Below are 22,391 nucleotides of genomic sequence, written 5' to 3'. Positions count from 1 at the left end.
CTTAAAATTAAGCGTTTCCTTTTGCTTTTTTGATTACTGCTTCTGAAATATTAGAAGGCGTTTCTGCATAGTGTGAAAATTCCATAGTAGATGTTGCTCTACCAGAAGACAATGTTCTTAATGTAGTAACATATCCAAACATTTCTGATAATGGAACATCAGCTTTAATAGTTTTTGCACCATTTCTGTCACCCATGTCATTCACCTGACCTCTACGACGGTTAATATCTCCTACGATATCCCCCATATTTTCTTCTGGCGTAATAACTTCCATTTTCATGATTGGCTCAAGAATTACAGCTCCAGCAGCTTTTGCTACTTCTCTATAACCCATTCTAGCTGCTAATTCAAAAGAAAGCGCATCAGAATCCACAGGGTGGAAAGATCCATCCAATAAAGTAACCTTTAAACTATCTACTTGGTAACCTGCTAAAGGACCAGTTTTCATAGCTTCACGGAAACCTTTCTCTACAGAAGGAATATATTCTTTTGGCACGTTACCACCTTTTACTGAATTAATAAACTGCAACCCAACAGGAACTTTACCATCAACTTCATCAGCAGGCTCTAGTACAAATACGATATCACCGAATTTACCACGACCTCCAGATTGTTTTTTATAAGTTTCTCTATGCTGAGCAGATTTAGTAAACGCTTCTTTGTACTCAACTTGAGGCTCACCTTGGTTCACTTCAACCTTGAATTCACGTTTCATACGATCAACCAAGATATCTAAGTGAAGCTCACCCATACCAGAGATAATAGTTTGTCCCGAAGCCTCATCAGTTCTAACTGTAAAAGTTGGATCCTCTTCAGCCAATTTAGCCAAAGCCATACCCATTTTATCAACGTCAGCTTTAGTTTTAGGCTCAATAGCAATACCAATTACCGGAGCAGGAAATTTCATAGACTCAAGAATGATTGGGTGTTTTTCATCACACAATGTATCTCCAGTCTTAATATCTTTAAATCCAACAGCAGCTCCAATATCTCCAGCCTCAATATATTCGATTGGATTTTGTTTGTTAGCGTGCATTTGGTAGATACGGGAAATTCTCTCTTTGTTACCAGAACGAGTATTCAACACATAAGAACCAGCATCAAGTCTTCCTGAATAAGCACGGAAGAAAGCCAAACGACCTACGAATGGGTCAGTAGCAATCTTAAATGCCAAAGCAGCGAAAGGCTCTTTTACATCTGGTTTACGCAAAATAGTAGTTTGATCTTCTTCAAGCAATTCAGCATCATCTGGGTGAATCCCAGTAATACCTTCTTTATCCATTGGAGATGGCAAGTATTTACATACTGCATCTAACATGAATTGAACCCCTTTGTTTTTGAAAGAAGAACCAGCAATCATAGGAATGATTGCCATATCCATAGTTGCAGCTCTCAATGCTTTATTGATTTCATCTTCTGTGATAGACTCTGGATCTTCCATGTATTTATCAAGCAAGTTTTCATCATAATCAGCAACCGCTTCGATAAGGATATCTCTGTATTCCTTCACTTCATTAACCATATCCGCAGGGATATCGATAATATCAAAAGTAGCTCCTTGTGTAGCATCATGCCATACAATCGCTTGATTTTTAACTAAATCAACGACACCTTTGAAATCATTTTCTTCACCAATTGGCAAAGTGATCGCAACAGCGTTTGATTTCAACATATCTCTAACTTGCTGACATACATTCAAAAAGTTAGAACCTTGTCTATCCATTTTATTAACAAACCCCATACGTGGTACACGATATTGATCAGCTAATCTCCAGTTAGTTTCAGATTGAGGCTCAACACCATCAACAGCACTAAATAAGAAAACCAAACCATCCAATACACGCAAAGAACGATTTACCTCTACGGTAAAATCAACGTGACCAGGAGTATCGATAATGTTAAAGTGATAAGGCAATGTTTCAGGTAAAACTTTACCTTGTTCAGTTGGAAAATTCCACTCACAAGTTGTAGCAGCAGAAGTAATAGTAATACCTCTTTCCTGCTCTTGTGCCATCCAGTCCATTGTTGCAGCACCATCGTGTACTTCACCAATTTTATGTGATTTTCCAGTATAGAATAATATACGCTCAGTTGTTGTTGTTTTACCAGCATCAATGTGAGCCGCAATTCCTATGTTTCTTGTATATTTAAGATCTCTAGCCATTTCTTTAAGAATTAAAATCTAAAGTGAGAGAAAGCTTTGTTAGCTTCTGCCATTTTGTGAGTATCCATTCTTTTCTTAACAGCTGCTCCTTCTTCTTTAGCCGCAGCTAAACACTCTGAAGCCAATCTCTGAGCCATAGATTTTTCGTTTCTTCTTCTTGCATAAAGAATTAACCATTTCATAGCCATAGAAATTTTTCTGTCTGGTCTGATCTGCATTGGAATTTGAAATGTAGCTCCACCAACTCTACGGCTACGTACTTCTACGTGAGGCATAACGTTTGTTAAAGCATCTTTCCAGATTTCTAATGAAGTTTTTTCGTCATTTTGCTTTTTAGTTTCAATGATATCAATTGCATCATAAAAAACTTTAAAAGCTGTTGATTTCTTACCATCCCACATTAAGTTATTTACAAAACGTGTTACCAATTGGTCATTAAACCTTGGATCTGGTAAAAGTGGTCTTTTCTTTGCCGCTCTTTTTCTCATGTCTTTTGTTTTTTTACGCAGTTACGATAAATCGCATCTTTACGTGAGTTGATTTACTTTTTAGTTTCTTTTGGACGTTTTGCACCATATTTTGAACGACGCTGCGTTCTTCCTGCTACACCTGATGTGTCAAGTGCACCACGAACAATGTGATACCTAACTCCTGGTAAATCTTTTACTCTTCCGCCTCGCACTAATACTATCGAGTGCTCCTGCAGATTATGTCCTTCACCTGGGATGTAAGCATTTACCTCATTTCCATTAGTCAAACGTACACGCGCTACTTTACGCATTGCAGAGTTTGGTTTTTTTGGAGTAGTTGTGTAAACACGCGTACAAACACCACGACGTTGTGGACAAGAATCTAAAGCAACCGATTTACTCTTCTTAGTGATCTGAGTTCTTCCTGTTCTTACTAATTGTTGAATAGTTGGCATAATTAAATACTAAAAATTACTTGTTTATAAAATTCCCGCTTTTTACGGGGTTGCAAATGTATAAATTAATTTCCACTATACAAACCATAATTGGTTTATTTTTGAAATAAGTAAGCATTTGGCTTTTAATAAAATACATCTCGATATAAAAAACAAAAAACTACTAAAAAACAGTCCTTCCAGTCATTTAAACCACAAACATTATGAATATTAAAACAAACAGCAGATATTTGCGTTACTTTCATGAAAAAAGAAATCAAATTGAAATCTAAAATTCTTATTCTGTTTTTTTTTCTTCTCTATTTGACTTCTCAAAGTCAGACTATCCAATTAAAAATAATCGGCAAAACTCCATTAGAAACCAATACAATTGATTCTATTAGCTACTCCCAAAAACAGCAAAACATAAAAACCACAATTGAAGAAATAAATATTCTCAGCAGAAAACTAAAAGATAATGGCTATATCAACAACCAAATACTTGAGAAAAACAGAGAAAATGACAGTGTTTTTTACGCTAAAATTTCACTTGGCAAAAGAATAAAAAACATACATATATATATAGGTAAAAAAAACGAACTGATCTTAGCTGATTTTTTCGAAACAAATCAAGATTCGATACTATTACCATATTCTCAAACAGAAGCGTTTTTAAAACAGATTCTACAAAATTTAGAAAAAAACGGCTATGCTTTCGCAAAAGTAAAACTCAACAACATTCTACAGAAAAGACAAGATCTTTATGCCGAATTATTTATTTCAACAGACATTAAAAGAAATTTAAACACAATAGAAATAAAATACTCCGATCAGAAGCAGAAAAAACTTTTTCCAAAAGGAGCTCAAAAACAAATCACAAAAAAATACAAAAACTCAATTTTCAATCAAGAAACAGTAAAACAAATAAATCATGATTTTGAAGAATTTGGATTTATAAATCAAATTAAATTTCCAGAAATACTATTCACACAAGACAGCACCAAAATATTTGTATACCTAGAAAAAAAGAAAGCAAATAATTTTGACGGCTATTTAGGATTCAATAACACCGAAAATAAAAAAATTCAATTTAACGGATATTTAGACCTAACCCTAGTCAATGCACTTAGAAACGGAGAAGAATTATCTATTTACTGGAAAAACGACGGAAATAACCAAAAGCTTTTTAATGCTAATCTGAATATCCCCTATTTATTCAACAGCCCAATAGCAATTAAAGCACAAATTAATATTTTTAAACAAGACAGCATTTTTCAAAACACAAAAACCGCTCTGCAATTAGGCTATTTTCTAAAATACAACAAACGTATATATCTTGGATTTGAATCTACAGAGTCCAGTGACATTCAAAACCTGAACAGCCAGAATTTATCCGATTACAAGAACACTTTCTATACCGCTTCTATAGAATTCAAAAAAAACAATTCAAAAAACAAACTATTCCCAATTAAATCCCTAGTTGACTTAACAATTGGAATCGGAAACAGGACTATAATAGAAAATCTGCCACAAAAACAAAATTTTGCTAATTTTAACATAATTAATGATTTTTATATTAATGAGAAAAATATTATAAATATAAAAAACCAAAATTATATTTTAAAAAGTCAAAATTATATCACAAATGAATTACATCGTTTTGGAGGAACAAACTCAATACGAGGATTCTCCGAAAACAGCCTGCAAGCAAACTTAATGATTGCTTTAATGACAGAATACAGATATTTAATTTCATCAAACTTATACTTCAATTCCATTCTAGACTACTGTTATTACGAGGATTCCACAATTTCTGCTACAAAAAAAAACAATGATAAACTTCTAGGTATAGGGTTTGGATTTGGTGCACAAACTCTAAATGGTTTATTGAAATTTGCCATAACAAACGGTAAGTCTAAAAACGAAGAAATAAAATTTTATAACACAAACATAACGATAAGTTATAATGTTAAATTTTAGTCTTAACAAAAAAAGAGTTTCAGATATTAGGAAACTTAACAAATTATTATGATTTTTGCCTCACTAATTCAAAATATTTAAAAATGAAACTAAAATTTAATGGATTCCTAGTGCTTCTTCTAGTACTAATGGCGCAAATCACATTTGCACAAGAAAGATCTGTTTCAGGAATTGTTACCGACAATGCAGGAATGCCTTTACCAGGGGTTAGTGTATTAGTAAAAGGAACAAAAAATGGAACTCAATCAGATTTTGATGGTAAGTACACTATCAAAGCAGCACCAATTGACGTATTGGTATTTAGCTATATAGGTATGAAATCCACAGAAAAATCTGCAAGTTCAACCTCACTTAACATTAAATTAACGAGTGATGCAACTGAACTAGAAAGTGTAGTTGTAGTAGGATACGGTACTCAAAAAAGAAAAGAGGTTACTGGATCTATAACTAGCGTAAAAGGTTCGGATTTAAAGAATTTGGTAACTGCCAGTTTTGAATCTCAATTAGCAGGTAGAGCAGCAGGTGTGCAAATTACTACTCCATCAGGAATATTAGGAGCAGCTCCAATTTTCAGAATTAGAGGTATTGCTTCTATAACTGGTGGTACTTATCCTTTGGTAATTGTTGACGGTATGCCTATAGTAACAGGTGATACTGGTGGTGTAGCACAAACAAATGGTTTGGGAGATATCAATCCAAACGATATAGAATCCTATGAGGTTTTAAAAGATGGTGCTTCTACAGCAATCTATGGATCTCGTGCTGCAAATGGTGTAATCTTGATTACAACAAAAAGTGGTAAAAAAGGGAATCTTAAAACCAGTTTCGATAGTTCAGTCGGTTTTTCTAATGCTGTAGAGACATACGATTTGTTACAAACTCCAGACTTTATAACTATTTCGAATGAAAAAGGAGCTCCAACTGTATGGGCTGCAGGGACTACTTACAATACAGATTGGCAAAAAGCGACAATGAGAAACAATGCGCAGCAAGTAACAAATAACCTATCCGTTAGTGGAGGTTCTGACAAAAGTAAATTCTATTTATCATTAGGCTCTACTGACCAGGAAGGACTTGCGAAAGCTAACGATATGAAACGTTATACCGCTAGAACAAATATTGATGCTAGTGTAACAAAATGGTTAAACATTGGAACCAATATAGGACTTACCAAAACAGACTATAATGGTTTGAATACTGGAGGTACAACAGGTAATGCTCTTTCTGGTAGTATTTACGCGGCTACAAAAATGTTACCTAATACACCTATCTACGACGAAGCTAATCCAACTGGATATAACCTAGATTTAGTAAACAATAGAGTTGGTCAATGGGATAATAAAATTGCAATTGCAAATAACCTACCAAATATTGTTTATATCATGGATAAAAACAAATATTCATCAAAAATAACTAGAATTTTAGCGAGTGCTTTTGCTAACGCAAAAATTACAAAAGATTTGAATTTTAAAGTTCAAGGAAGTATTGACAATTCAATCAATAAAGGGTTTCAATATCTTAATCCTTTAAATGGTGATGGTTTTTCAAACAAAGGTTATGTTTATAACGATGATACTGAATTTTTACGTTATAACGTCCAAAATATTTTAACGTATAACAAAACATTTGCTGAAAAACATACTATTGGTATAACAGCTGTATCTGAATATCAAAAAGAAAAGTACGAAACTTTCTGGGGTTCAGGAGCAACATTACTAGATGGGTTTTACAACGAAGGATTAATTACAAATTCATATACAACCAAAGATTCAGGTGGTTCTCAATACGAGAATGGTATTATATCTTACGTTGGCCGCCTTAACTATGACTATGGCAAAAAATATTTCTTTCAAGTTTCAATCCGTAGAGATGGAATTTCAAAATTAGCTGATGCAACAAGATGGAATAATTTCACCGGATTTTCTGGAGGATGGACTATCTCTAATGAAGATTTCATGGAGTCAATTCGTTCTGTAGTTTCTGATTTAAAAATTAGAGGTTCTTATTCTGAAGTTGGTAATACCGATATAGGAAACTATCCTTATAAAGGACTTGCTATAGCATCACCATACGGATCATTAAATGGATTTGGATATTCTCAATTTGGTAATGATCAGTTGCAATGGGAAAGAAGTAAAAAAACAGATTATGGTGCAGATTTAGGTTTATTTGATGATAAATTAAGATTCACTTTTGATTATTTCTCTAATGATGTAGATCAATTAATTTTAGCTGCTCCTCAAAGTCCTTCATTAGGTATTCCTGGTAATACAAGTACTCCATATGGAGTAATTAACAAGAATATAGGTGCACTATATAATAAAGGTTTAGAGTTTTCTGCAAGTTACAAAATGGTAAAAGGTAATTTCACTTGGGATATCACTGGTAACTTAACTCTTATTAAAAATAAAATCACTAAGTTAAATCAAGGACAAGACATCCTTTTTGACTACAACATCATTAGAGAAGGCGAACCATTAAAAGCGCTTTACGGTTACAGATATTATGGAGTAAATCCTGCAAATGGAAATCCCGTATATTACAAAGCGGATAACAGCTTAGTACAAGGAAATGCAAATACACAAACTTACACTGTTTTTGACCCCGCTAATCCAAGCGCAGCAGGTGCTTCAAGTACATTAGATTCTGCAAAAGACAAATCTGTTTTAGGAAACAGTTTGCCTACTTATTATGGTGGATTAAATAATACCTTTACTTACAAGGGGGTTGATTTTGGATTTATGTTTAGATTTAGTGGTGGAAATAAAATTTTCAATGCTACGCGTAGAGATCTAGTAACTCAAGATTTCTCTAATAATGGTACCGAGATTTTAGGAAGATGGCAAAGTGCAGCCAATCCTGGTGATGGCTGGACTCCGAGAATTGTTGGAGGATCTAATACATTTACAAATTTAACAGGTCACTTAAGCACACGTTTTCTTGAAGATGGTGACTTCATATCTTTAGACAATATCACTTTAGGATATACATTACCTAAGTCATTTACTCAAAAAATTAGTATTGATAGTTTCCGTATTTATGCTTTAGGGCAAGGATTGGCAATGTTTACTGACTACTCAGGAATTAATCCAGAAATGCAAAACACACAAGTTACTCAATATTCAGGTGTAGATTACATTGGAACACCAAGAGTAAAAACAATTTCAATAGGTGTCAATGTTAACTTTTAATACAAATTTAAGATGAAAAATATATTTAAAACGTTACTACTTCTTTCTGTAATTGTTTTGGGAATGAATTCCTGTTCAGAAGAAAAACTATTGGATTTAGACCCAATAAATAGTCCTTCAGAAGACTATCCATTTACAACTCCAGATTTAATTGCATCAGCAATGAATGGTGTATATAATGCTGCAGCCATAGGAACATACACTAGTGGTACTGCTAATGGTGGTAGAGGTTATATTTGGGGTGCCGCTTTCGTAGAACAAGGAGACTGTAGAGGAGAAGATGTAGTAAATACTGCAACTTTCTACCAACTTACTTATACAGCTACCTATGACGCCACTACAGCAAACAACGTTTATTATTGGGTAGATGGTTACCGTTTAATTAATCGTTGCAATTTGATGATCGAAGGTGTAAATGATGCCGTCGCTAAAGGAATTATTTCAGCTGCAGTTGGGAACGATTATATTGGTCAAGCTAAATTCTTACGCGCAATTACACATTTTGAACTTTTGAATTATTTTTCCAGATGTTATAACTATACAGCAACAGCAGAGCATTTGGGAATTCCTTACAGAGAAGTTGGAGTTAATACTCAAGGCGAAATTGATTCTGAAGTTCTTAAACCAAGAAACACAGTCGCTGAGTGCTACACTAAGATTTTAGCTGATTTAAATGACGCTGAAAATCTTATAACGACTACAGGAATTGCAAAAGCTTCAAAAAATGCAGCTATCGCATTCAAAACAAGAGTATATCTTCAAAAAAGAGACTGGGCAAATGTAATCACTGAAGGTAATAAACTGAACGGAAAAAGGACATTAACAGCTAATCCTGGAGATGCATTTGTTTTGGCAAACAATTTAAGCAATACAGAATCAATATTCTCCATACAACACTCAACTACTTCTAATCCAGGAACAAATGCTGCATTAGCTTCTATTTTTGGAGGAAGAAAATTAGTGGCTGTTAGTCCAATTATATGGAGAAATCCTAGTTGGTTAGTTGACGATAAAAGAAGAACTGCAATTGTAAATCCAAGTTCTGGTGTTATTGGAGCAACTGAAATGATAATCAACGTTAATGGTCGAATATATACTAACAAATATAAAGATCAAGTCAATTTTACAGATGCAACACCTGTTATTAGATATGCAGAAGTATTATTGAATATGGCAGAAGCGCAAGCTCGCACAGGAGACTTAGCTAATGCTTTGATCAACTTAAACACAGTTAGAAATAGAGCTCTTGCAACTCCTGCTACACAAGCTTATACAGCTGCTACTTTGAGTACAATACCATTAATGGTAAATGCCATTCTTACTGAAAGAAGAATTGAATTCTTGATGGAAGGAAGAAGATGGTCTGATATTCAACGTCTTGAAAAAGATGACATTGCTCCTTCTACAGGTATTCCTGCAAAATATGCAAATGCAGTTCCTGCTGTTGCTGACTATACGCTTGGAACACCTTACACAGGTCCTCGTACAGTTCTTGCAATTCCAGCTTCTGACTTTAGATTCTTATGGCCAATACCACAAGTTGAGTTAAATACAAACCCTACTTTGGCTAAGCAACAAAATCCAGGCTGGTAAAATTTCATAAATAGAAATGAAACAAACTGTTTTATTTAATTTCCCGATTACATAATGTAATCGGGATTTTTTTTGTTCAAAATTTATAAAAAAAATTATGAAGAATATTGACACTAGTAATACCAATTATAAATTCGTTATAGATCAATGAAAATCAAACTATATTCATACCATATCCAATTATTCCCCTTTAAATTGAACCACTTAAAAATATAGTTTATGCAATTTTGAATTTACCAAAGCTATTACAACAATAAAATATCAACAATAAAATCCTACCTAACAATAAACCTTGGGAGCAGGTATAAAGAAGCATAACTGAAATCGCTAATACAAAAAACTAAAAAACATTTAGCAAATTTCAACATAACAAATAATACCAATCACACATATTATATAGTCCAAATTTTATCTAAAAACACATAGCCATACCCGCAGATACTCATTACCTCATTTTTAGTTGTATTTTTCACTGCATCAGTAATAAAATTTTCGATATCCTCTAATGATTTGTAAAATTTATTAGAGAATTGTCGTTTGTATTTTGCCCACATTTTTTCAGCGGGATTAAGTTCTGGGCTATATGGTGGTAAAAAAACAAGAACAATGTTTTCAGGAATAATTAATTTTTTAGCTTTATGAAATCTTCCATTATCCAAGACCATTATTTTAAGTTCTTTGGGATTTTCTTTTGAGAAGTTGTTTAGAAATACTTGAAAATTATCCGCATTGCAGTGTGGAAGTATTAATTGAAAATGATCTCCTGTTATTGGAGAAAATGCTCCGGAAAGCCAAGTTGATCTGAATACTTGCTGAAAAGTACAAATTGGTTTCACATCAATAGCAGTAACTGATTTGCCATTGCTAGTGAATAATCCATAACGGGATTCATCTTGAAAATATAGATTTACAGATTTAAAATCCCCCACAGCATTCAGTGCTATTTCCTGGCAGATTCTTCCGAAGTCTTTTTAAAAGAGATTCCTTGGTTTTCATCTTTTTTAACGTGGCTTTTTCGGGCTATTTTTACGCTTGATTTAAAATTTCTAATGCAGTAATAAAGTAAGGTGTTATAATTGAAGGTTTTCCCCGTTTCTTTTTCAATCCAATCTTTCAATTCAACATAGCCTTGGAGCCCGTTTTGGGGATCGTTGAGTTTTGTTTCCAGCATATCGTGTTCAGCAGAATTGAAAACAGAGGGCTTGAAACCTTTTCTTTGATGTTTCATCAAACCCTCAATTCCTTCATTAATATACAATGTTCTCCATTTATGAACGCTGTTTGGATCGACCATAGCTAATTTAGCAGCCTCACGTTTGGAAATTCCTGTTTTTTCGTTTTGTTTTAAAATCAACAAAACTCTCAAACGCTGACCAATAAATGGAGTAGAATGTTTGAGCAAATTTTTAATTTCTTTTTCCGTTTCCTTGATAGTCAAAATTTTTGAATGTGCCATAGTATCACTTTTACAATATAATCCAAATTTAATATAAAAAAAACAATTATAAAAATTGGTTGGTATTATATTTTTGTTCGGTATAACTATTTTTTTAACAAGAAAATAAAATCAAAATTAATTTCACAAAGCAAGATTTATTTACCCTCTGAATTATTAATATTTAGAAGCATAAATACAATTCGTTTCTTTCAGAAAATAGTTTACTGGCCAATTTTTCGACTTCGATAATTATAGAAAAACGTTAATTAATTCTTCGCAATCTACAACTAAACCCAACTCTAAACCACTGAAATTAAAGTTTTTTAATAATAAAAACCAAATATTTAAATTAACACATAAAAATAATAACGAAAGAAATCAAAAAAATATAACACAAACATAACTATAAGTTATAATGTTAAATTTTAACCTTAACAAAAAAAAAGAGTTTTAGATATTAGGATAGTTAACAAATTATTATGATTTTTACAGTACTAATTCAAAATATTTAAAAATGAAACTAAAGTTCAATGGATTCTTAGTACTTCTTATAGTACTAGTGGCGCAAGTAACTTTTGCGCAAGAAAGATCTGTTTCAGGAATTGTTTCCGACAATGCAGGTATGCCTTTACCAGGTGTGAGTGTATTAGTAAAAGGAACAAAAAATGGAACTCAATCAGATTTTGATGGAAAGTATTCTATCAAAGCAACACCAAGCGATGTATTGGTATTTAGCTATGTTGGCATGAGATCTTCAGAAAAATCTGCAAGTTCAACTTCACTTAATGTAAAACTTTCTAGCGATGCGACAGAACTAGAAAGCGTAGTAGTTACGGCCTTAGGTATTAAAAAAGAGAAAAAAGCATTGGGATATGCTACTTCACAAGTTAAAGGTGACGAATTACAAAAATCTCAAGAACCTAACATTATTGAAGGTCTTGCTGGAAAAGCTGCAGGAATCCAAGTAACTGGTTCTGCAGGAACACCTGGCGCTTCGAGTAGAATCATTATTAGAGGCCAAAAATCTATTAGTTTATCCAGCCAACCGCTAATCGTTTTAGACGGGCAAATAATAGATAACTCGATAAACAATAATGCCGGTTCTGGAACAAACATTGGTGGTGTTGATGACTCTAACAGAGCTGTCGATATTAATCCTGATGATATTGAAAGCGTATCTATCTTAAAAGGTGGGGCAGCAGCAGCGATTTATGGCGAAAATGCTAGAAATGGTGTAATCATTTACACTAGTAAAAAAGGGAGAAAAAAATCTGGCATAGGTGTTGAATTAACAAGTTCAATGTCAGTCGATCAAGTAAGCATGTTGCCAAAAATTCAACTTGAATATGCAGCAGGTACGAATGGAACTACCTACATACCACCAGCTACATATGGTTCTGACGGATTCCCTACAAGTAATGGAACTAATCAAAGTTGGGGACCAAAAATTTCAAGCGTTCCTGGACTTAAAGCTTACGATAATCCAAAGAATTTCTTTCAAGATGGAATTACAACGACAACCAATATTGGCTTATCTGGTGGTAATGAAAACGGAACTTTTAGAATTGGTTTCGGCCACATAGACCAAACTGGTATTGTTCCAAATACTTCTCTAAAAAGATCGAATGTTAGTATTAATGCACAATATAACATAACAGATAAATTAAAAGCTGGAGCTGACATTAAATACTCTAACACAGGAGGAGTTAGGGCACAGAAAGGAAGCAACGTTGCAGGGATAATGCTGTCATTATTCAGAACACCTGCGAGTTATGACCTTAGAGACTACGAAACTCCACAAGGAACTAACAAAAACTATTTTGCGGCTTATGACAACCCATATTACACTGTCAATAATAACGAATATACAGACGAGACAAACCGCGAAATAATTAGCGGACATATTACATATAATCAAAGTAAAGCCTTTAATGCATTACTAAGAGCAGGTGTAGACACATACACTACTCATGCACAACAAAACTATTCTTATAGTAGTAATGGTAACTCAACTGCAGACGGAACTGGTCAAGTAATATTAGATACTTATAACGCAAGCCTTTATAACATAGATTTAATTTTCAATGGTGATTTTCATTTCTTAGATGATAAGTTATCTTTAAGCTATAATGCTGGAGCATCTATCAACTCGAAGTTCTCAAATGACATGTATACTGTCGGATCTACAATGCTTTTACCAAATCTTTACAATCTAAGTAACTTTTCAACTTTTTCACCTTCAAACTATGATACACAACAAATAAAAAGAGGTGTATACGGACAAGTTGAACTTGGTTTATATGATCAATTATATTTAACACTTACAGGAAGAAACGACTGGACTAGCACATTACCTGCAAACAACAGATCATACTTTTATCCTGCAGTAAGTGCATCATGGTTAATGAATAAAACACTAAACTTGCCTGAGTGGGTAAATTTAGCTAAATTAAGAGGAGCATATGCAAGTACTTATGCTTCACCAAATCCTTACAACGTACAAACTGTTTTTACTACGCCTTATTATTATGATACATTTGGCCCACAATTATATGCCCCTTATGGAGGTGTTGGAGCATTTGGTTATTCAACTACACTTAATAATCCAGACTTAAAACCAGAACATAACGAAGAATTTGAAGTAGGTCTAGAATTAGAAATGTTTAGAAGATTACGTTTAAACTTAAGTGCATACCAATCTACTAATTACGACTTATTAATCTTAGCACCAATAGCTACATCTTCAGGATTCAATTACTCTTTCACTAATGGTCCAACTGTACAAAACAGAGGATTAGAAATTGAATTAGGATACGACATCTTAAAAGATTCAGCATTTAAATGGGACATTAATGTAAACTGGAGTAAAAACGTAAATAAAGTAACAGAAGTTGCTGACAATCTAAATTACTCAAGTATGGGAAGTGATTTCTTCTCAGGAAATGTAACTCCATCAATCATAAAAGGCCAACCTTTAGGAGTTATGTACGGAACAGCATGGGAAAGAGACGGTTCTGGTAACTTAGTTATTGGTTCAAATGGTATACCATTAGTTCAATCTGCTTCCCAAATCATAGGTAATCCAACTCCAGATTGGATGTCAGGAATAAGAAATAATTTTAGCTACAAAAATATATCTTTAAGCTTCCTTCTTGATGTAAGAAAAGGTGGGGATATTTGGAATGGGACACATGCAAGGCTTAATAGACTTGGAATTACAGAAGAATCTGCTGAAGACAGAACTGCAACTTATGTTATTCCAGGAGTGACTGAAACAGGAACACCAAATACAGTAGCAATAAGCAATAAAGTTTATTACAACAGCTACTTAGGTGACTCAGGAGCAGCTAACGAGCAACAAGTTGAAAAAGACGTTAACTGGGTAAGAATGAGAGATATCAGTTTAGCTTATAATTTTGGGAAATTTCTTTCGAAAAGCACCCCGTTTGTTAGAGATGCCTCGTTAACACTTTCAGCAAGAAACTTATTTATAATTACGAATTACAACGGAGTGGATCCTGAAAACTCTTTTGCTGGATCAGGTTCAAACACAAGTGGATTTGATTATTTTAATAATCCAGGTTCAAAAAGCTACGCTTTAACATTAAAACTTAATTTTTAATATTATGAAAAAAATAATTTATTTATCTATAATATTAGGAGCGATATCTCTAAATTCATGCACACATGAATTAGAAACCTTTAACGATAATCCTAATAGACCTACCGCATTAACTACTCCAACCACACTACTCACAGGTGCCGAAGTTGGAACAATTAATAACTCAGTAGGCAATTTAACAAGAGGCTTTTCAATATTTACTCAACATACTAATGGTAATGCATTTCAATCTGCCGAAGCTGGAGCTTATATTCTAACAGAATTAGATAATGAAGGCGATTGGGGTAACATCTACCAAGCTGGTATTAATGCTAACACAATTGTAAAGGATTATGAAACTGCAAATCCTTACTATGGTGGTATAGCAAGAATAATATTAGCTCTTAACATGGGCTATGCAACTGATGCATGGGGTGACATTCCTTTTTCAGAGGCATTTGGAGGTCTTGATGGTAACGTTTCGCCTAAATACGACACTCAAAAAGATGTAATTGAACGAATTCAATCTTATCTTGACATAGCTATAGCAGACTTATCTAAACCAGCAAGTGCTAATGCTACTATACCAGGAGTTGATGATATTTTTTATGGAGGTAATACTGCAAAGTGGACTAAACTTGCCTACGCAATCAAAGCAAGATATGCTATGAGATTAACTATAAAAGAAGGAAGTGCTGTAGCAGCGCAAAAAGCACTGACTTATTTACAAAAATCGTTCACAACAAAAACTGATAACTTAGTAGCTACTTTTGATGGTGGTAATAATCAAAGCTCATGGTTTGCTTTTAATAATCAAAGGTCAGGCTATATCGGAATGGGTAAATATTTCATTGATTTATTAAATACTACATCAGATCCTCGTTTACCGTTTTATGCGACTAAAGCTAGTAATAACACTTATACTGGAGCTGCTCCAGAATCGCCAGATGCTGACGGTACAACATCTCAATTTGGAAATTATATTGTTGGAGGACCGGATACCCCATTAAATATTTTTACTTTAAGTGAAATAAAATTTATTGAGGCAGAAGCACAATTTAGATTAGGAAATACTGTAGCAGCCCAAACTGCTTTACAAGCGGCAATAAGTGCTTCTTTAGTAGATGTTACTGGTTCAGACAATCCTGCATTCGCTACAAGCGCATCAGCTACAGTTACATTGCAAAACATTATTACACAAAAATACATTGCTTTGTTCACTAGTACTGAACCATATAATGATTGGAGAAGAACAGGATTTCCTGTTTTAACACCAAATCAAATCAGTGCATCTAAAAAGATTCCTGTAAGATTAATAACTCCAAAATCAGAGAGAACGTTAAATACTAATGCAACTGTTGTATCAAGTTTTTATACTCCTGTTTGGTGGGCTAGTGGAAATTAAGCCCTGTTCAATAATTAATACCAAAACCGTTTTGTTAACTCAGAACGGTTTTTTTTTATACAAACCTTTTACATACCTTTGCGCCATGGAAAAAGAACATCAAATTTTTGGAATCAGAGCAATAATTGAAGCCATTCAAGCGGGTGCAACAGTTGATAAAGTATATATTCAGAAGGAAGCAAGCGGCGAACTTATGAAAGACTTAATGAAAGTGATGAAGCGCAGCAATATCAATTTCTCTTATGTTCCCGTAGAAAAGTTAAACCGATTAACTCCTAATAATCATCAAGGTGCTGTAGCTAGCATCTCTCCTATTTCGTTTTTTGATTTAGAAACCCTGATAGATACTGTTGTTGAAAATGGCAAAAAACCCTTGTTCTTAATTTTAGATCAAATTTCGGATGCGCGTAATTTTGGAGCCATAATCAGGACTGCTGAGTGTACTGGGGTAAACGGAATTATTGTTCAAAAAGCGGGTTCGGCTCCAGTAAACGGTGACACTGTAAAAACTTCGGCAGGTGCGGTATTTAATATTCCGATTTGTAAAGTAGAACATATTAAAGATGCTATTTTTCTATTGCAGGCAAGCGGTATAAAAACTGTTGCCGCTACCGAAAAAACAGACCAAAATATTTATGATATTTCTTTGAATGAACCTCTAGCAATCATTATGGGATCAGAAGACCGAGGGGTAAATCCTTCAGTGCTTAAAATTGTAGATGAGAAAGCAAAACTTCCTATGTTTGGCTCTATAGGATCATTGAATGTTTCTGTTGCTTGCGGTGCTTTTTTATATGAAACTGTAAGACAGAGAAGCTAATAATTTTAGATTGCAGAATTTAGATTTTAGATTGAAATTTAAAATCTAAATTTTTCACTATTTAGATAAAACGAAATGAATCAAGACTCTGGTTTTGATTCATTTTTTTTATTGATAGATTCTGAATCTTCTATATAATCGTAGACAACATTTGAGTTTGACAGAAAAAAAGGATTGATTTCTACTAACTCGTCTTCTACTATTTCAGGTTTTGGCAAATTGACAAAATTACCATTCTCATCAAACCGCTGCATAAATTTATCTTCGGAGGAGTCATAATCCGGCCTTTCCCAATCGTATTTTATCACTTTTTTAAATTCTGTCTTTTTATGGAAAAAAGTAAGTATAAAACCGGCAATCAGTCCAGATAAATGACCTTCCCAAGAAATGGTTTCGTCAATTTTTGGAAAAACATACCAAACCATTCCGCCATATAAAACTACAACTGTGAGAGACAAGGCAACCAATCTATAATATTGGGTCTGCAGACCTTTGAAAAAAATAAACGAAACCAAAACATAGATCAAACTGCTGGCGCCAATATGATAATTTTCTCTTCCGATAAGCCAAGTCAAAGTTCCGGAAAGCAGAATTCCGTAAACCATAATTCCTACTGCTTCTTTGCTGTAAAAAAAGAAAAGTGCTGCCAGAAGCGCTAATAATGGTATTGAATTATTATAAAGATGTTCAATATTCGAATGGATGAATGGACTAAAAATTATGCCCTGCATTCCTGAAAAAGTTCTCGGCAAAATTCCATTATCGTCAAAATCGAATCCAAAACGAATTTCCAGCCAATAAACAAACCATAAGAACAGCACAAAAAAAAGCGGTACTCCTAAAACTGCATTGCTGAATTTAAAATGATTTTCTTCCATTATTCTGAACACTTATTAAGCTAATTAAAACTATTTAAAACGAATCAAAAATGAGTCCAAAAGCAATTTAGTGTTATTTTGTCATATAAAATAAATGCTTTTACGAAAACAAATCTCTTAGCCCAGATCGAAATGGAAAGCCCGCAGTCCTGCTGACTTAAATTTTTTGGGTTTACAAAGCGACAGCAAGAAGCTCTTGCAAACACTTAAAAATTTTGTCAGCGGGACGAGGACTTGTAATGCGGAGCTGGAATAGCTCCAAAAAATATAAAAATTGCTTAATTTTACAGCATGGAAGCACCATTAGCAGAACGTATACGCCCACAAAAACTTGAAGACTACATCAGCCAGTCCCATTTGGTAGGTCCCAATGGCTCGCTGACACAACAGATTGCAAAGGGAATCATTCCATCCTTGATATTTTGGGGCCCTCCTGGAACTGGAAAAACAACTTTGGCACAAATCATTGCTCAAGAGTCTAACCGTCCATTTTATATATTGAGCGCCATTAATTCAGGGGTTAAGGATATTCGGGACGTCATTGAAAAAGCAAAACAAAGCGGTGGTTTATTCACTGCTAAAAATCCTATTTTGTTTATTGATGAGATTCATCGTTTTAGTAAATCACAGCAAGACTCTTTATTGGCTGCGGTTGAAAAAGGATGGATTACATTAATAGGTGCAACGACCGAAAACCCAAGTTTTGAGGTTATTCCCGCTTTATTATCCCGTTGTCAAGTCTATATTCTGAACGCATTTACAAAAGCTGACTTAGAGCATTTATTGCAAAGAGCAATGAAAACGGATACTTATTTAGCCTCAAAAAACATACAACTGCAAGAAACAGAAGCTTTATTACGTCTTTCTGGCGGTGACGGGCGCAAACTATTAAATATTTTTGAACTGGTCGTAAACGCCTCCGCCGAAGACGAAATTACGATCACCAATGACCGCGTTTTTGAATTAGTTCAGCAAAATACTGTTTTGTATGACAAAAGCGGCGAACAGCATTATGACATAGTTTCGGCTTTTATAAAATCGATCCGCGGAAGCGATCCTAACGGAGCTGTATATTGGCTGGCACGGATGATTGAAGGTGGTGAAGACGTTAAATTCATAGCCCGAAGAATGCTGATTTTATCCAGTGAAGATATTGGCAATGCCAATCCAACCGCTTTTATTATGGCCAATAATGCTTTTCAGGCTGTATCAACTATTGGTTATCCAGAAAGCCGGATTATTCTCAGCCAATGCGCTATTTATCTAGCTACTTCGCCTAAAAGCAATGCTTCTTATTTAGCGATTGGCACAGCACAGCAATTAGTAAAACAAACTGGAGATTTACCAGTACCAATCCATTTACGCAATGCTCCTACCAAATTAATGAAAGAATTGGGATATGGTGAGGATTATAAATATTCGCACGATTATGCCAACAATTTTGCGGAACAGGAATTCCTGCCAGAAGCATTGAGTAACACACCAATTTATGTTCCGGGACAGAATTCCAGAGAAAACACAACCCGTGAATTCCTGAAAAACCGCTGGAAAGATAAATATGGATATTAATTAAGACTACAAAATTATCAGATATATAATTAGTACAAACAAAAAACCTCGGACAGAGCCACCGAGGTTTTATATTATTAGGAAAATTTTCTTTACTCCTGAAATTAAAACTTCACTTTAATTTTTTCAGACATTAAAGTATCTTTCTCATAATATTCAAAGTACCATTGGTTATCTTTTAGAACCAATGTTCCTTGTATATCCCCTTTAGATGCCATATATATAGATGGATTAGTTGTTTTAAAAGCTTTCAGAACGACTTTTGGCGTACTGTCTACTAATTGATATCCATTTTTTATTGGCTGTGCAAATAATACTGAGCCGTCTGGTTCGGTACTGCTGTTAGGAACATTTACTGCCACCGCTGCTGCTGCAGTAACTCCAGCAGGTGCTGCTTGTACTCCCTGCGGAACTGCAGCCATTCCTGTATATCCATTATTAACAGCCGGCGTGCCATCATATTTATAATGCAATGCATATACAGACTCAAAAGCCATATTCAATGCTTCAGCATAAGCTACATCATATTCTTTCTCTTTACTTTTCCCAACTTCAGATTTATAAATCTCTTTGCCGCTGCAATCCTTAAAAACTACATAAAGCTTCGTTACTAAAAATCCATTATCTCTTATTACATCTACATTCAATAAGCTACATCTGTCATTGTACCCGCCCGGAAAATTTTCATTAGCATAAAAAGCTTCGAAACCAGCTTTTTTTAAATTAACCTTAGTTAATGTAGCAAGGCGGTACTGATTTTCAGATTTAAGGAAATCATATTTCAAAGGAATAATCACTCCTGTATAATCATTGATTGATTGTGAAAATCCAAAGCTTGAAACAAGCAGTAATAGGTATAAAAATTTTGACTTCATGACTTATAAATATTTTTTTAGTTCTAATAAATGGGTTATTTGTTTAATATCTTGTTCAACTTTAATTTTTTTATCATTAAAAAAAATAGCTTCCAATCCAGCATTTAAAGCTCCCTGTACATCAGCCTCGAGACAGTCACCAATCATAACACTGTTTTCTTTATTGGCTTGAGCCTGATTAAGAGCATACTCAAAAATAAACGGATTGGGTTTCTTAACACCTGCCATTTCTGAATTGGTAATGGTTTTGAAAAAACCTGCAATATTCGAATTATTTATTTTTTTATACTGCACATCTGCAAAGCCATTGGTAATGATATGCAATTTATACTTTTTTTCTAAATATTCCAGTACTTCTATCGTTCCGTCAAACAAGCGGTTATTTTCGGGCAGTAACTGAATATAATCATTTGCCATGCTTTCTATCTGTGCGTCGGAAACAAAATATTCCAAAGCATCAAAAGTATGTTTAAGCCGATTATACCTTAACTCTGCGTGCGTAATTTTATCATACTGATATAATTTCCAGCAGGCCTGGTTAATGGGAATATATTTTTCTATAAAAGCGGTAATTTCGATTGCTGGATGCTGTTTTGTTAAAATAGCTTCAAAAGCCAGTTCTGAATTGGCATCAAAATCCCAAAGCGTATGATCCAAATCAAAGAATATATCGGTTATTTTAGAAGATAACATGTATTTGCAATTATTTTAAAATGTTTGTCAAAAAAAACAGCCTGTTCATTATTTTTAATTTAATCAAAATCAACACAATGCAGATTAACCTAAAAACTAAAATCATTTTTAATTACAGGCGAATGTCCTTTCAAAATACAGACTTTATTTCTTTTATAAAATTACCCTCGAAAAGAGGCGTTCCAAAGGTACAGGAAAAACATTTCAAACAATATTGACTTCAATAATATTTAACGTTTCTCCAAAAATACATTTACCTTCATTACAAAGCCCATGAAGATTTACAAAAATTAAAATATTCCTTCATCAACAAAACTATAATAGCCGTTTTCGGTAATGATTAAATGATCGAGAACCGAAATATCTAATTGCTGGCCGGCAGTTTTAATTTTTTTTGTTATTAAGATATCAGCATCACTGGCCCGTAATTTTCCAGAGGGATGATTGTGTACCAAAATTATAGAAGTTGCATTTTGCTCAAAAGCAGTTTTAAAAACAATCCGAATATCAACCATCGTTCCAGTCATTCCGCCTTTGCTCAACTGCTTTTTAAAAAGTATTTTATTAGAATTATTCAAAAAAAGAACCCAGAATTCTTCGTGTGACAGCTCCCCTATTATCGGATGCATCACATCAAAAACTGCCTTGCTTGAAGTTACTTTTGTCAGCTCTACTGCATCTTCGCTTCTCCGCCGCCTGCCCAATTCCATAGCCGAAATTATCGAAATCGCTTTGGCTTCGCCGATGCCTTTAAAATTCATTAATTGTGAAATAGATAGTTTTCCTAAAGTATTTAGATTATGATCGACACTGGCCAAAATCCTTTTGCTCAAATCTACCGCCGATTCGTTTCGATTCCCAGAACCAATAAGAATTGCGATTAATTCGGCATCGCTCAGAACGCTTTTGCCTTTGAGCATTAATTTTTCGCGGGGCTTGTCATCTTCAGCCCAATGTGTTATTGGAATGCTGTTTTGTTCCATTTGGCAATGATTAAATTTCAATATTCCAAATGTAATCAAAATCTTATTTAAACATAAGACAATCGATAGTATTTATGCATAACAATGTCATTTCGTAGGAATCTTTATAAAACTGCCTTGAGATTCCTACCGAATGACAAACATTACCGCACGGCATACACTTTTAAAAGTTTCTGACACGAATTACACTAATTTGCACGAATTATGATTGCTGTTTAATTACACAAAATATTCGAAACTGTAAAAGTTGTAAAATTTGATTTTAATTTTGATAAGAATTAGTGTTAATTGGTGAAA

General features: G+C 34.0%; 16 protein-coding genes. 7 read left to right on the top strand and 9 right to left on the bottom strand.

What is annotated here, in order from left to right; all coding sequences use genetic code 11:
* Window positions 1-7 precede the first annotated feature (7 nt).
* From fusA to rpsL, 3 genes are read right to left on the bottom strand one after another with little or no spacing between them, the layout of a single operon-like run.
* Entirely contained in the window at window positions 8-2,164 is a 2,157-nt protein-coding gene (gene fusA / locus OZP07_RS03780) for an elongation factor G (protein WP_194639894.1), read from the bottom strand.
* A gap of 11 nt (window positions 2,165-2,175) precedes the next feature.
* Window positions 2,176-2,652 carry a 30S ribosomal protein S7 gene (rpsG, locus tag OZP07_RS03775; protein ID WP_012022493.1) on the bottom strand — a complete coding sequence of 159 codons (477 nt, stop codon included), beginning with the start codon at window positions 2,650-2,652 and terminating at the stop codon, window positions 2,176-2,178.
* 53 nt (window positions 2,653-2,705) lie between these two features.
* Complete coding sequence (gene rpsL, locus OZP07_RS03770; RefSeq protein WP_281637352.1) at window positions 2,706-3,089, bottom strand: 30S ribosomal protein S12; 384 nt, start codon at window positions 3,087-3,089, stop codon at window positions 2,706-2,708.
* A 261-nt stretch (window positions 3,090-3,350) separates the two neighbouring features.
* On the opposite strand from rpsL, the gene OZP07_RS03765 reads away from it, so the two are divergent.
* From OZP07_RS03765 to OZP07_RS03755, 3 genes are all read left to right on the top strand, one after another.
* Complete coding sequence (locus OZP07_RS03765) at window positions 3,351-5,048, top strand: BamA/TamA family outer membrane protein (RefSeq protein WP_281637351.1); 1,698 nt, start codon at window positions 3,351-3,353, stop codon at window positions 5,046-5,048.
* Between the two features lie 128 nt (window positions 5,049-5,176).
* Window positions 5,177-8,239, top strand: a complete 3,063-nt coding sequence (locus OZP07_RS03760) for a SusC/RagA family TonB-linked outer membrane protein (protein ID WP_281637350.1) — start codon at window positions 5,177-5,179, stop codon at window positions 8,237-8,239.
* Window positions 8,240-8,251: 12 nt separating this feature from the next.
* Window positions 8,252-9,832 (top strand): RagB/SusD family nutrient uptake outer membrane protein, encoded by a 1,581-nt coding sequence (locus OZP07_RS03755; RefSeq protein ID WP_281637349.1) that lies wholly within the window; start codon window positions 8,252-8,254, stop codon window positions 9,830-9,832.
* A gap of 392 nt (window positions 9,833-10,224) precedes the next feature.
* On the opposite strand, the gene OZP07_RS03750 is transcribed toward OZP07_RS03755, so the two are convergent.
* Complete coding sequence (locus OZP07_RS03750) at window positions 10,225-10,761, bottom strand: IS630 family transposase (RefSeq protein WP_281637348.1); 537 nt, start codon at window positions 10,759-10,761, stop codon at window positions 10,225-10,227.
* A gap of 11 nt (window positions 10,762-10,772) precedes the next feature.
* Complete coding sequence (locus OZP07_RS03745) at window positions 10,773-11,288, bottom strand: helix-turn-helix domain-containing protein (RefSeq protein WP_281635709.1); 516 nt, start codon at window positions 11,286-11,288, stop codon at window positions 10,773-10,775.
* 496 nt (window positions 11,289-11,784) lie between these two features.
* Between OZP07_RS03745 and OZP07_RS03740 the strand changes: the two genes are divergently transcribed.
* The 3 genes from OZP07_RS03740 to rlmB all read left to right on the top strand — a co-directional run bounded on the left by OZP07_RS03740 (window position 11,785) and on the right by rlmB (window position 17,096).
* Window positions 11,785-14,892 (top strand): SusC/RagA family TonB-linked outer membrane protein, encoded by a 3,108-nt coding sequence (locus OZP07_RS03740; protein WP_281637347.1) that lies wholly within the window; start codon window positions 11,785-11,787, stop codon window positions 14,890-14,892.
* Window positions 14,893-14,896: 4 nt separating this feature from the next.
* The gene (locus OZP07_RS03735) at window positions 14,897-16,276 is read left to right on the top strand and encodes a SusD/RagB family nutrient-binding outer membrane lipoprotein (RefSeq protein ID WP_281637346.1); all 1,380 of its coding nucleotides are present in this window, start codon (window positions 14,897-14,899) and stop codon (window positions 16,274-16,276) included.
* Between the two features lie 85 nt (window positions 16,277-16,361).
* A complete protein-coding gene (gene rlmB / locus OZP07_RS03730; RefSeq protein WP_281637345.1) occupies window positions 16,362-17,096 on the top strand; it encodes a 23S rRNA (guanosine(2251)-2'-O)-methyltransferase RlmB in 735 nt (244 codons plus the stop codon).
* An 80-nt stretch (window positions 17,097-17,176) separates the two neighbouring features.
* Here rlmB and OZP07_RS03725 read toward each other — a convergent pair whose 3' ends face one another.
* Window positions 17,177-17,974, bottom strand: a complete 798-nt coding sequence (locus tag OZP07_RS03725; RefSeq protein WP_281637344.1) for a rhomboid family intramembrane serine protease — start codon at window positions 17,972-17,974, stop codon at window positions 17,177-17,179.
* Window positions 17,975-18,265: 291 nt separating this feature from the next.
* Between OZP07_RS03725 and OZP07_RS03720 the strand changes: the two genes are divergently transcribed.
* Entirely contained in the window at window positions 18,266-19,543 is a 1,278-nt protein-coding gene (locus OZP07_RS03720) for a replication-associated recombination protein A (RefSeq protein WP_281637343.1), read from the top strand.
* 104 nt (window positions 19,544-19,647) lie between these two features.
* On the opposite strand, the gene OZP07_RS03715 is transcribed toward OZP07_RS03720, so the two are convergent.
* The 3 genes from OZP07_RS03715 to radC form a co-directional block, all read right to left on the bottom strand.
* Window positions 19,648-20,418, bottom strand: coding sequence for a hypothetical protein (locus OZP07_RS03715; RefSeq protein ID WP_281637342.1), 771 nt, complete (start codon window positions 20,416-20,418; stop codon window positions 19,648-19,650).
* Between the two features lie 3 nt (window positions 20,419-20,421).
* Window positions 20,422-21,111 (bottom strand): YjjG family noncanonical pyrimidine nucleotidase, encoded by a 690-nt coding sequence (locus OZP07_RS03710; protein ID WP_281637341.1) that lies wholly within the window; start codon window positions 21,109-21,111, stop codon window positions 20,422-20,424.
* Window positions 21,112-21,401: 290 nt separating this feature from the next.
* Window positions 21,402-22,094 (bottom strand): RadC family protein, encoded by a 693-nt coding sequence (gene radC, locus OZP07_RS03705; RefSeq protein ID WP_281637340.1) that lies wholly within the window; start codon window positions 22,092-22,094, stop codon window positions 21,402-21,404.
* Window positions 22,095-22,391: the final 297 nt, after the last annotated feature.

Source organism: Flavobacterium marginilacus (assembly GCF_026870155.1).
Classification (GTDB): Bacteria; Bacteroidota; Bacteroidia; order Flavobacteriales; family Flavobacteriaceae; genus Flavobacterium; species Flavobacterium marginilacus.
Note: the sequence above shows the minus strand (reverse complement) of the source record. Positions and strands in the feature narration are given on the sequence as shown.